Origin of the sequence: Microvirga tunisiensis (genome assembly GCF_009296175.1) — a bacterium.
In the GTDB taxonomy this organism is placed as follows: Bacteria; Pseudomonadota; Alphaproteobacteria; order Rhizobiales; family Beijerinckiaceae; genus Microvirga; species Microvirga tunisiensis.
In genome coordinates, this window is the sequence record NZ_VOSK01000204.1 from 1 (window position 1) to 11,761 (window position 11,761).

At 60.3% G+C, this 11,761-nt stretch carries 10 protein-coding genes; 3 read left to right on the top strand and 7 right to left on the bottom strand.

Annotated elements, in window-relative coordinates:
• Window positions 1-942: class I SAM-dependent methyltransferase (locus FS320_RS29660; RefSeq protein ID WP_152715841.1), on the top strand; the 942-nt coding region annotated here is incomplete at its 5' end.
• A 90-nt stretch (window positions 943-1,032) separates the two neighbouring features.
• Here FS320_RS29660 and phaC read toward each other — a convergent pair.
• On the bottom strand, window positions 1,033-2,853 hold the full coding sequence (gene phaC, locus FS320_RS29665; protein WP_152715842.1) for a class I poly(R)-hydroxyalkanoic acid synthase: 1,821 nt from the start codon (window positions 2,851-2,853) through the stop codon (window positions 1,033-1,035).
• Window positions 2,854-3,239: 386 nt separating this feature from the next.
• Between phaC and FS320_RS29670 the strand changes: the two genes are divergently transcribed.
• Window positions 3,240-5,204 (top strand): PAS domain S-box protein, encoded by a 1,965-nt coding sequence (locus tag FS320_RS29670; protein ID WP_244627474.1) that lies wholly within the window; start codon window positions 3,240-3,242, stop codon window positions 5,202-5,204.
• Window positions 5,205-5,240: 36 nt separating this feature from the next.
• On the opposite strand, the gene FS320_RS29675 is transcribed toward FS320_RS29670, so the two are convergent.
• The 3 genes from FS320_RS29675 to FS320_RS29685 form a co-directional block, all read right to left on the bottom strand.
• The gene (locus tag FS320_RS29675; RefSeq protein ID WP_152715844.1) at window positions 5,241-5,468 is read right to left on the bottom strand and encodes a DUF6894 family protein; all 228 of its coding nucleotides are present in this window, start codon (window positions 5,466-5,468) and stop codon (window positions 5,241-5,243) included.
• Between the two features lie 295 nt (window positions 5,469-5,763).
• Entirely contained in the window at window positions 5,764-6,759 is a 996-nt protein-coding gene (locus tag FS320_RS29680; RefSeq protein WP_152715845.1) for a phasin family protein, read from the bottom strand.
• 713 nt (window positions 6,760-7,472) lie between these two features.
• Complete coding sequence (locus tag FS320_RS29685) at window positions 7,473-7,787, bottom strand: hypothetical protein (RefSeq protein WP_152715846.1); 315 nt, start codon at window positions 7,785-7,787, stop codon at window positions 7,473-7,475.
• Window positions 7,788-8,331: 544 nt separating this feature from the next.
• On the opposite strand from FS320_RS29685, the gene FS320_RS29690 reads away from it, so the two are divergent.
• Window positions 8,332-8,556 carry a hypothetical protein gene (locus FS320_RS29690; protein ID WP_152715847.1) on the top strand — a complete coding sequence of 75 codons (225 nt, stop codon included), beginning with the start codon at window positions 8,332-8,334 and terminating at the stop codon, window positions 8,554-8,556.
• A 725-nt stretch (window positions 8,557-9,281) separates the two neighbouring features.
• On the opposite strand, the gene FS320_RS29695 is transcribed toward FS320_RS29690, so the two are convergent.
• The 3 genes from FS320_RS29695 to FS320_RS29705 all read right to left on the bottom strand — a co-directional run bounded on the left by FS320_RS29695 (window position 9,282) and on the right by FS320_RS29705 (window position 11,203).
• Window positions 9,282-9,503, bottom strand: coding sequence for an extensin family protein (locus FS320_RS29695; protein ID WP_162003324.1), 222 nt, complete (start codon window positions 9,501-9,503; stop codon window positions 9,282-9,284).
• A 750-nt stretch (window positions 9,504-10,253) separates the two neighbouring features.
• A complete protein-coding gene (locus tag FS320_RS29700) occupies window positions 10,254-10,574 on the bottom strand; it encodes a hypothetical protein (RefSeq protein ID WP_152738532.1) in 321 nt (106 codons plus the stop codon).
• 11 nt (window positions 10,575-10,585) lie between these two features.
• Window positions 10,586-11,203, bottom strand: a complete 618-nt coding sequence (locus tag FS320_RS29705; protein WP_152715850.1) for a lysozyme family protein — start codon at window positions 11,201-11,203, stop codon at window positions 10,586-10,588.
• Between the last annotated feature and the right edge of the window lie 558 nt (window positions 11,204-11,761).

Here is an 11,761-nt window from a genome sequence, read left to right on the forward strand (position 1 = left end):
GGATTGCGCGAATGCCCGGCGGGAGTTCGCCGGGGCGTCGAGGTTTCCTCGGGCACGGGCCTCACCGCTATCGAGAGAGCGAGCGCGGTATTGACCGACCAACCGAACACCGGACGCTCGATTGCGGGTCTGGGCTGCGTCGCGCAGACCCTGCTCATTCCCCTGGCCGCCCGCGCGCTCGCCCGCCGCCTCTTTCCCAACCAGGGCTTTGCTGATCCAGCGGCAGAAGCAATCGCCACGCATCTCGCTTGCGACCTCACTCCATTCGAAGCCGATCGGGAGATGCTGCGGGGCTTGGTCGAACGCAGTCTGGTCTTGGACCAGCTCATACGCGACTTTCTCAACCATTGCCCCGACGCTCAAGTGCTCAGCCTCGGGTCTGGCCTGTCGACGCAGTTCGAGCGGCTTGATAACGGCCAGCTTCAGTGGGTGGATGTCGATCTCCCCGAGGTCGTCGAGTTGCGACATACCCTCTTCCCACCCCACCCACGCAGACGCCTCGTGAGCGCCTCAGTGACCGAGGCTGGCTGGACTTCGATCCTCGGAGGTCTGTCTGGCCCGTCTTTCATAGTGGCCGAGGGGCTCTTGATGTATCTCGAGCGAGCGCAGGTGCTTCAATTGGCCGGAGACCTCGCGGAGGTGCAAAGGGACGGCCCGGCCGAGTTCGCCTACGACTACTACTGTTCCCAGATGATCGGCCAAGCATGGCTGAACCCATCACTGCGTCGGCTCGGAGCCGAGTTCAAGTGGGGTCTGGCATGCCCGGAAGAGCTTTCGCTCGGCGAGCCACGCTGGCGTGTGATCGACACCTACCCGGTGATGGAGCGCCTGGGTTGGCCCTACGATCTGCTCTGGTCGTGGTTTCGCTTGTTCACGGGCGTTCGGCCCTATGGCGTCGCCCATTTGCGGCTCTTGGACGGTGCCAACCGGCATGCGAGTTGAGCGCTTGAAGGATCGTAGTAATCGAAACGCCGACGGCCGTGTGAGCGGCGAAGCTGATCGCATCGGTGGCAACGGCCGGCGCCCTCGAGCTCAGCTTTTTACCCGGACATAGCTGCCTGGCGCATCCTCAATGGGAGTAAGCTTACACCCATCGATCTCCCGCGCCGGGACCCGCCTCCGGTCCTGCGCCTCGCTCCAGCCTTGCCAATCCGGCCACCAGGAGCCTGGATGCTCCTGCGCGGCTTCGAGCCAGGTGTCGAGCTCTCCCACAGGCGGTCCGCCGGTCCAGTACTGATACCGGTTCCGGGCCGGCGGGTTCACAACCCCGGCGATGTGGCCCGAGCCGGCCACGACAAACCGGACAGCTCCACCAAGGAACTGCGCTCCTGAGAACACTGACCGCGCCGGTGCGATATGGTCCTCCCGAGCCGCCAAGTGGTAGATCGGGATCGTCACCTTCGAGAGGTCGAGGGTGACGCCGTCGATCTTCATGCGTCCCTGCGAGAGATCATTGTTGACGTAGCAGCGCCGCAGATAGAAGCGGTGGTTGGCTGCGGGAATGCGTGTCGAGTCCGAGTTCCAGTACAGCAGGTCCAAAGGCAGTGGCGTCTGACCCTTCATGTAGACGTCGACGACGTAGGGCCAGATCAGGTCATTGGAGCGCAGCAGATTGAAGGCAGTGGTCATTTTGTGACCGTCGAGATACCCGTGCCGGGCCATGTCCCTCTCGATGGCGGCAACCTGGTCTTCGTCCATGAAGATCCTTAAATCACCGGCTTGGCTGAAATCCACCTGGGTGGTGAGGAAGGTGGCACTCTTGACTTGGGTGTGCCCCCTCGCGGCCAAATAGGCCAGCGTGGCGGCCAGCAGGGTTCCGCCGACGCAGTAGCCGAGCGCATGGATCGCCCGCTCGCCGGTGGCCTGCTCGACCGCGCCCAACGCCTCAAGGATACCCTCGCGCATGTAGTCCTCAAAGGACTTGTGGGCGAGTTCCCTGGTCGGGTTCACCCAGGAGATCATGAACACCGTCTGGCCGTGGTCCACCGCCCATTTGACAAATGCCTTCTCAGGGCTGAGATCGAGGATATAGTACTTGTTGATCCAGGGTGGCACGATCAGGAGCGGGCGCTTCAGGACCTGCTCTGTTGTGGCTTCGTACTGGAGCAGCTGCATCACAGCGTTCTGGTAGATCACCTTGCCCGGGGTGATCGCCAGGTTCTGGCCGACCTCGAACTTCGTTGCGTCGGTCTGCCGGATTTTGAGGCGACCGCTCCCGCGCTCGATGTCTTCGGCCAGGAGCCGCATGCCCCGCACCAGGTTCTCACCATCGGACACGAAGGTCTCGTGGAGCAATTCCGGGTTCGTGAACACCCAATTCGATGGCGCAAGCGCATTGATGATCTGCGCCAGGTAGAACCGAGCCTTGCTTCGGGTGTGTGGATCGAGATCTTCAGCCGAATTGACCAGGGATTCGGCCCAGTGCGAGGTGATCAGGTAGGATTGCCGCAGCAAGTCGAAATAGGGGTCGTCTGACCAAGCCGGATGCTGAAACCGGGGGTCCGGGGAGAGCGGGAAGGCCATTGGCTTTGCGTGCCCGTTCTTCAACCCCATGAACCGGCGCATCGAGGAATGCCACAATTCCAAACTGTTGTTCCAGAGCGCAACTTGGGCTTCTAGGACCCTGTGAGGCTGCTGCACCCAGGCTCGTTGGAGTTGAACCAATGTTCTGAGGACCGGAGCGAGATCATCGTACAGAGTGAAATGCGCCGAATTGACCGCACGGGGCTGCAGAAAGATCGCGGCGGCCTTACCCGCCTCCTCACCCAGCCGTGCCATGTTGTGCGCGAAACGCTGCGGGTTCCTGATTTCGAAACCAAGGTTTCTTGCCGCCTCAAGTTGCTCCTGGCCCATTCTGGCGCCTCAAGGTACTGGCTGTCACTGCCCACCGCAGGACGAGATCCCGCTCCATGATACCACAAATCCTGTTGTAAAATATCAAGCTCGATCAAACAGACAGGGTCCGAGCGCGTTCTCCGGTCCAATGATCACTTGCTGTGGGCCCGGCCATGCCGGCAAGCCCTGCGCCACTGGCGCACACGCGCCGTCATGTCGGCGTAATACGACGTAGGAATATGGACCATGCCACGGATCGAGATCCGCTTCCGGCGCGCCCGATCATCGTCTCCCGTGACCCGCAACGGGGCCTATACTCCTGGGGCATACAAGGCAGCACAAAATGGCCAAGATCGGACTGTCGTGATCGACCGTGAAGACAGGAGGTCCGCGGTTTGAGCACCATGCCTTTTCTGATCGATACCGGCACCATGGGTGCTCGCATCCAGGCGTATGACTGGTCTGCTTCTCCGCTCGGTTCTGTCGAGACTTGGCCGCCCTCACTCTGCGTCACGCTCAGCAATGTGCTTCGATCCAAGATGCCTACCTATCTGCTGTGGGGGCCGGAGCTGATCACCTTCTACAATGATGCCTGTCTGCCGCTGCGCGGCATCAGACCGGAGGCGCTTGGGCAGCCACTGCCGCAGGCTTGGGCCGAAATCTGGAATGTTGCCTCGCCGGTCGTCACGCAGGCGCGTCGTGGGGAGGCAACGTATGTCCAAGACGTGCCTGTTTGGATTGTGCAGCGAAAGGGCTATCCTGAGGAGACATGGTGGAACGCCTCGTTCAGCCCCGTCATGGCCGAGAGCGGCGATGTAGGGGGCATTCTCATCATCATCCATGAAACCACCGAGCGGGTGTTTGGTGAGCGGCGGCTCCGGTTCCTGGTCGATCTGAGCACCCGACTACGTGGGATCCCCGAAGCCAGTGGTGTCATGGCCATGGCAGCCGAAATGCTCGGCCGGCACTTGAAGGTCAGCCGCGTCGGGTATGCCGAGTTCCACGAGACGGGCGGGTCCTTTACCGTCGAGCGCGACTGGACCGAAGGCGCAACTCCCACCTTTGCCGGCCAGTATCGCGTGAGCGACTTCGGGTCACTCATCGAGAGCGAGCTGCGGGCGGGGCACACACTCCGCATCGACGACGCATCGATGGATGCTCGCACCGCAGAGGAGCGGGTTGCCGCCGAGTTCCTCCGTACCAACAAGCGGGCCAGTATCATCGCACCGCTCATTCGCGACGGCCGCCTGGTTGCGGCGCTCTTCGTTCATCAATCTGAGCCCCGTCACTGGCGTGACGATGAAGCGACGCTTGTGCAGGAGGTAGCCGAATGCACCTGGACGTCCGTCCTCAGAGCTCGGGCAGAAACGGCCCTGCGGGAGAGCGAAGCACGCTTCCGGCAGTTCGCCGAGCACTCGACCGACATGCTCTGGATCATGAATGCCGAGACGTTGCAGATGGAGTACGTCAGCCCTGCCTTCGAGCGCGTCTGGGGCTGGTCTCCGGAGATGTTCCAGCACCGCGACCAATGGGCCGAAACCCTCCACCCAGAGGATCGCGAGCGTGCGCTCCAGGCCACTGATCGGGTGCTGCGGGGCGACACCGTGGTCCAAGAGTACCGGATTGTTCGGCCGGATGGGAGCATGCGCCACATCCACGCCACCGGGTTCCCAATCTTCGACGAGCACCAAAAGATTCAGCGGATTGCCGGGATTGCCAAGGACATCACCCAGCATGATGGATCGACAGTCTACGTGGTCGACAGCAATGAAACCTCACGACGGGAGCTGTGCCTTCTGCTCCAAGGCGCCGGGTATGAGGTGAAGATGTTCGCCGCGGCGCAGGCCTTCCTGGAGGTGGCGCCGGTGCTGGTGCCCGGCTGTGTGGTGCTCGACATCCGCGATCCCGCGACGGGCGAGCTGACCATCCCCAGAGAGCTGAAAACGCGGCGTGCGGGCCTGCCGGTGATCGTGATCGGCAAAGCCCAAGGGGATGTCGCGATTGGGGTCCAGGCGATGAAAGCGGGAGCGGTCGATTTTCTCGATGTGCCCTATCATCCTGAGCAGCTTCTGGATGCGCTCGCCTCGGCTCAGGCGACCATCCGCGAGCGAGCCGAGCGGGACCAAGCCACTGAGCGGGTGAGAGCACTCATTGCGGCACTGCCGCCGCGCGAGCGGGAAGTGCTGGACGGGCTTCTGGCCGGAGGAACCAACAAGACGATTGCACGGGACCTTGGGCTCAGCCCGCGGACGGTTGAGGCGCACCGGGCCCGCATCATGGAGCGGTTGGGTGCCCAAAGCCTGCCCGAGTTGGTGCAGATTGCGGTTGCGGCAGGCTTGCAGCCCAAACCGCAGGATCGGCAAGGCTGACCACATATGTGATAAGAAACGGCACGTTCCGCATCTCTAATGCGCTCGCACTGCATCCGAGAATGGCACGGTGAGGATTGTTTCGCCGGATCCATCAGCGATCTCAATAACCGCATCGCGCCCCAGGTCATCCACTTCGCCCACGAGCTCCCGTGCCACTTTCAGAGCTTCGACGACTGCGGCATCCAGGTCGGGCAGCTCTGTGCCGTCCGGATCTACCTCAAGCTTGTCACTGTTTCGGATGTGGAGATAGTACAAGGGCATCACGGCAAGCAACCTGCTCTGGGTGAGGAGTGTAGGCCTCGGGTGACCTCCGCCCAGCCTCAGCAGAAGGAAGTGGAGGACACCTGGATTGCACCAAGCATCAGCAAATGACCAGAGTGGCACAAACTGCAACCCGCTGCGGCGAAGAGGCTCTCCGAGAACCGCTAGACCAGCACTGGATGGCAGATCGAACCTGCAGATGTTCCGAAAATCTCAAGTTTAAGCCCTGGACCCTCACAGGGGCCATCGCTCCCGGCCGGTAAGCCGGGAGCGTTCTTATCGGAACCCGAGAGGCTCAGGCCGCACGATTGAGGTGCTGGGCGGTTCTCTCCGCCTGCACCGTCACTGAGCGGACGGCCTCGTCGGCCATCTGGATCGTGAGCTCGGCGATGCGCCGGCTGTTTTCCATCGTCTGCTCCAGATTGTCGCGCAGCAGCGAACTTTGCACCTCGACGACGTCCGTCATCGAGCGGCAGCGGGCGAGGGCCTGCAGTCCGTCAAGGTTGCGCTGCAGGCGCTTCTGGCTGCGGTCGACCACCTCCCGCGAGACGTCCTGGACGCCACGTGCTAAAGCGGTACTGGACTTTGCGGCCGCCCGGAGATTGTTCGCCGCTTCTTCGCTTAGTCCCAGGGTATCCCCCTCGGGGCGGCCGAAGATCTGCAGGCCCTGGCCAGAGGCGCGGCGGGTCAGCTCCGAGAACGCGCCGAAGCTGCTCTCTACTGCTTCCTGCATGGCCTGGGCCAAGGTCTGGGCGCTTTCAACACTCGCCCTTAAGGTATCGGCGACATCTTCAGTCACCCGCTGCACGGCTTCGCCCTGCTCACGGGCCCGTCGCGTGTCGGCGCGCTTCATCTCGTCAATGCTTGCCATTTCATCCTCCACTGTCTCGGCTATGGCGTTAGCTTCCTCGTCGCTCAGCACCTTGAGCACGGCGGGAAGCAGCTCCTTCCGGTCGTCCCGGATGTGTTGCTGAAAAATGCGCCTTAACTCGGCGACCTTGCCGAGGAACTCAGCACTGTTCTTCGGCAGGGCCTCGAGTTCGGCCAGGAGCGCGCTGGTTTGGTCATTGTCGTTGCTGGCCTCCTGCAGGAGATCGCCCATCCCGTGCCGTCTCAGCACCGGGAAGAGGTGCTCTTCCTGAAGGGAGGCCAGAAGCTCCAGTTCCTCCTTGAGATCGACGAACAGGCGCTCACGGGTTTTGACCGCTGTATCAGAGGTGGCGAGCAGCTTTTCAAACAGCTCGTTCGCCTTGTCTGGCGGCGTTTGGCTGAATCGTCTGGTGGCAGACATCGTTTCTCCCTAGCAATAAAAGGGGTGGTGTAGGTGCTTGAAACCGGATTACGCGAACTGACGTCAGCCGCAGGTTCAAGCGGCACGAACTCCCAAAAACGTGGAGACGGCAAGGGTGCTCTCGTGAGCTCCCCTTGCTGACGTGGACATCGGCGACACAACACGCCGACCACCCTGTAGCGTTCCCAAATTTCTTATCTACGTTAATCGTCCGACCGATGGAGCTTGGCACTACCCGTCAACTGTGTGCGTGGCAGTCTGTTGGCTGGCTCACTCATGATGGGAGAGATGTTGGAGCTCCTGCCGGTATTTGAGGGCTCTCTCGAGTGCCTCGGTGGCGCGCCGCTCATGGAACGACCGCTGGAACTCGGTGTGGGCCCGCCGCGCAGAGTCAATGTGCGTCTGGGCCGCGGCCTCGCACGCTCTGATGAGGGAGCCTAGTTCTTTACTCAACCCAATCATTGTTATTCCTTTTGGTTTCAAATGATGAATGATGCTCGCGGCCGCCTGTGCTTGATAGAGGCGGCTCGTGCGGGATGGCTGCGGTCGCAATCCCACCTAACGCTGGTGAACGGCCGATGACGGTTTTCGTTTGTCACTCGCCATTGCGTCCCTTCCAACGATCGCCCTGCCAATTCCCGCAAGCTGTTGGATGGTGCTTTTAGTGCCTCTCTTCAATGTTCGCGCAGGCAAGCCGATCAGCATCAATACCTTTAGGCAGGTAGTGACTGGCGGTGCTGTTGTCGGCGTAGCGTTTCCAGAAGGTCCACATACGGTTGGCGCCTCTCCTGATGAGCGGCTCTGACCTTGCTCATCATGTGCTCTTTCAGCTTCGGCTCGCGAGCGCTCACGTCAACGTTTTCCAGTTCAACCTCAGCGGCAAAGTTGATGTCGCCGAGAGTATGGAGGATCTCTCTCATCATGGCATCAAGGCTCGGAGAGTACATCCGATAGTTCTGTTGGGATTTATTGGGCATGATTTCCTCTTGTTGTTCTTGTTGTTGTTCTTGCTTCTTAGCCCAAGACATGGCGGGATTAACCCAGATTAACAAGCGCAGAGGGGTGGGTAGGAATACGACGGATCTTTACGTACTCCCTTCGAGTGTGCTTTCGCCTGAGCGCCAGCCCCTGCTGGGATGTATTTGTTGGGTGCCTGTCACCTGAGGCGTAGATTTGATTCCACATCAGCCAGCGGTGCAGGAAGCCGTGGAGTCATTCACTGCACCAAGCCTGACTGAATTGCTCTGCACGCCGATTGTGCGGCCGTTGCCTTCTGGGCCCTTGCGGAACAATCCGTAGGGAATCCCCGACTGGTGCCCGTCAGGGCCAGAAGTTAACTCAGGTTTATGGCAGGCAGCGACAGCGCCTGCGGTTTAGGGAGAGAGCTGCCCAGAGAGGCAGTGAGACGCCACATCGATGGAAGAGCGGGCTATTGGGGGTGGCACGGGTGCACGGCACCCCCGAAACTTAGCCCCATCCGCAACAGGTTCGCCCCAACGAGGATCTCGTCCGGAGCGGGCGCGCTTGGGTTTGTCCAAGCCTCAGTAACACGTCAGGGAGGGACACAAGCCCATGGACAAGGCTGCGAACGATAATCGCGTTGCTGAACTCATTTCTAGCTTGTCCACGACATTGGCCAACATTGATGTCGAGTATGAATTCGAGCTGGCCCGGGTCCGGGTGACGGCCAAGCCTAAGCTCAGAGCAATGATTGTGGACACGGGGCGCCAGCACCACATCCAGCGCCGGGAACCATATGTTCGCCAGATCGCCGAGTTGCAAAAGCGGACGAGCTAGAGACAGGGCGTATTGCGCGATCCGCCCGACTGCGCGTTGCGTACGAGGCGAAGAGAGCACAGATGCCGGCGACGCTTGTACTTGATCGGCTTCTTATTACACGGACCGGAAGCACGGGACCGGTGCCGCCGGGAGCAGGAAGGGTGGAGCAACTGATCGAATGGATCGGGCTCGCCATCTTCATCGTGCTGGCGGTCAGTGCCGCCATTATCCTAATCCGAAACCACCGAGGGTGGACCGGGAGGCATTGCCCCCCTTACAGCTTGCGATTGCTATCCATTCTTGCTGAGGACAACTCCTCGACGAACGTTTCGTGCCTCAGCCGAGCGGCGCACTGAGATCCGCTGGCTCAGCGCCGCTGCTGCTTCCCCACATAGGACGTTGTCAGCAGCGAGATCGTGATGGCCCGTTGTGTCACTGCCTTTGGACCAACCAGGCGCGGAGAATATCCGCATGCTCTTGAAAGGGGATTGCGGATCTGCAAAAGGGCTGCTTCTGGCACGAGGTGGAGCTTATCCGGATTTCCGCTTGAGCGGCGTGGGCGGACATTTATTCGGTCCGCTCAACATTACATTCTGACCCACCACAGGCCTTAAGTATCAGGTAAGCCGAAATCTATAAGCAAGCGGATCACGGTCGCCTTCCGGATGAACAGGGCGGCGTTGTCACATCAACGAGTTTATTTGCTTCTGCTGCCCCTCGCGCGAATACCGGATTGTGGATTATCAATGCTTTAGGCAGGCGAGGCTCACAGCCAAATTGGCCTTTACCTGCTTGATGTGACAACGTCCGTTCGCGAGCTCAAAGCCCGCAATGTCGATGGCCAGCCCTTCGGCATGGGCCAACAGCTTGCCGGCGGCCGCCCCGTTTCGGTTGCGGCACTCGAAGCCTGGTCCGATTTGAATGCTCTTCAACTCAGTGTTCACGCTTCCGGCCAGCGCGGGCACAACCAGATCTCCGACCTAATGGCCAAAGCTGTCGGCAACGCGACAGGTGAGAACGGGCTGAGCGCCAAACCGCACCAGAGTCCGTAGCCGGGACTGCATGATAAGATTGTACAGCGCTGAACCGAAGAGGATGGCCACTCGGCCTCAGAACTGCACTACTCGCGGTTCCGAAGCTCATTGATCGCTGAAACTAGGTCCGACTGATATTTCTCACGCAGGAGGATGACCACGTTCTCTGCCGACCTTCCCCCAATCTTGCCGGCAAAGAAGAGACGCAGTCGGTCTTGCTCTGGTCGACAACTATCCAGAGCTTCCTTAGCAAGGACATCCGGCGGCTGCTGGGATCTCAGCCGAGGCTTCACAAAAGTAGCAGCACAGGCCTGCCAACGATCGTTCAGTGGCTGTGCCTGGCTATAGACTGCGAGCGCATCGAATTCGTCCGCGCCCGCTGACGTGGCGGCGAAGAGCACTAAGGTAAGCAGCCCAGCGGGCATTCCGGTGAGACAGCCTGCCTTCGGGGACCTGGTGTATGGAGAACCGTCCCGGCGATACGGTTCTTCGGAGAGAGCTGTCGCAACAGCCATTCCTAAGCCCCCTTCAGAATGCATCGTCTGCGAAGCAGATTAACGAACCACTGCCTCCCGCGGTGATGCTCAAGCTGGCCTGAAGCGACTGTGGCGCAGAAGTCTTACTGATCGTTAAGAGCCGGTCGGTCTTGAAAGCGGGTCAGCAACGCAACTAACCTCATGATCAGAAAGAGGCATCGGCTGAACGGGTCGAGACAGTCGAGTACCGGCTGAGGCGCTTATCGATCATGCCGTCGATCTTGTCGTAGACCTCTGCCACACTGAGCTGCTGCGTCTTCTTGCCTTTCTTGGCGAAGAACAGCGATTTGTTGGCCTTGGCCGCAGCTGGAAAGGCATCGGGTGCACTCTTCTTTGGCGTGTCATCCACGAGGGCAATGAACTTGCTGGCGCTATCGACCCCGAAGAAGTGGGAGAGATAGAACTCCGACTGACTGAGGTTGCGTCCGAGCCTGCTCTCGATTTGTGCCTTATCACGATTCATCATTTCCGCAGCCATCAACGCCGAGATATAAGGGTTGCGGCGCAGCCCCAGGATATGCTCGCGCATGGTCTGGTCTGGTCGGGCACGGCCGGTTTTCCATTGACAATCTCGATTGCCTTCGCCTCCGCAATGAGGCCGTGCTTGGGCCCGAAAGAGCGAACGGTTTCGAACCAGGTGCTCGTGATGAATTGGAAGAGCCCTTCGGCAGACGAAGTCGTGGCCTTGTTGGCAGGTATGAAGCTCGACTCCTTGTCCGCAAGTGCCATCATGTAGACTGGGTCGGCACCAGTCACTTCAGACGCCCGCAGAACCGTACTGACAATCCAACGCGGCACGCGCATCTCCCCGAAGTCCACAAAGTCTTCGGGCGCAAGCGAAACCTGATCCTCGTCACCTTCCGACCCCGGGGGGACGGTCAAGGGAAGCGAGAGAATAATCTGCCTCTGCAACTCGACATAATCGGTCAGATCCACGGCGCGGCCAACAGTAATGCTCTCCAAAGGATCGGATCCGGCCACGCTCTTGACCGGCGCCGGCCGGACCAAGGAGGCATGATGCTCAATGGCACTCAGCGCCTGGCGGGTGGTCGGACTACTCTTGGCGGCAGGCTCTTCAAGGGGCTGGGCTGCCACAGCGGGCTCGGTTGCGACCACACCCAAGGCCACCGCAAAGGAAGCCGCACAACAAACACTTGCGCTGAGATTCCGCAGGACTGTCCAGTTCCACGCTCTTGAGCTACGCTGCAAAGCGTGGCCGGGCCGAAACCTGAGAACCTCTTCGTCGTTATTTTGGCAGCAAGCCGGTAGCTGGCATGCGTCGTGAGACGCTGTCAGGTCGATTGGCATTCGGAGAATTCCTCCCAGAACTGCACCGCTTCGCCACAACGGCGGCGTGCGGTCTTTTTCGTTCACGTGAGGGGAGTATCTGACCGGTGTGTTTGGCGAGAATGGGTCAGCTTGACATTCGTATAAGGAAAGGTTCCGAGGGGCGGCAATCTGCCGCCTCAGTCAAAATGGGGCCGAAACACGAGCTCGCCCAAACACACGCTAGTGTTCTGTCACTGACGAGTGATTCCGAAATCCGATCCGACGTGCGATCCTGCTCTGATGGGCAAGATCGAACGCATTGAGGTTCCCGCCGCTGATCGAGATCGCTTGGAGAGCTTGGTCGGTGACCGCAACACATCCCAG

Bases quoted from the DNA above. Each gene is read 5' to 3' on its own strand.
- phaC (WP_152715842.1), bottom strand. From the start codon at position 2,853: ATGGGCCAGGAGCAACTTGAGGCGGCAAGAAACCTTGGTTTCGAAATC.
- FS320_RS29670 (WP_244627474.1), top strand. From the start codon at position 3,240: ATGCCTTTTCTGATCGATACCGGCACCATGGGTGCTCGCATCCAGGCG.
- FS320_RS29675 (WP_152715844.1), bottom strand. From the start codon at position 5,468: ATGCCCTTGTACTATCTCCACATCCGAAACAGTGACAAGCTTGAGGTA.
- FS320_RS29680 (WP_152715845.1), bottom strand. From the start codon at position 6,759: ATGTCTGCCACCAGACGATTCAGCCAAACGCCGCCAGACAAGGCGAAC.
- FS320_RS29685 (WP_152715846.1), bottom strand. From the start codon at position 7,787: ATGTCTTGGGCTAAGAAGCAAGAACAACAACAAGAACAACAAGAGGAA.
- FS320_RS29690 (WP_152715847.1), top strand. From the start codon at position 8,332: ATGGACAAGGCTGCGAACGATAATCGCGTTGCTGAACTCATTTCTAGC.
- FS320_RS29700 (WP_152738532.1), bottom strand. From the start codon at position 10,574: ATGATGAATCGTGATAAGGCACAAATCGAGAGCAGGCTCGGACGCAAC.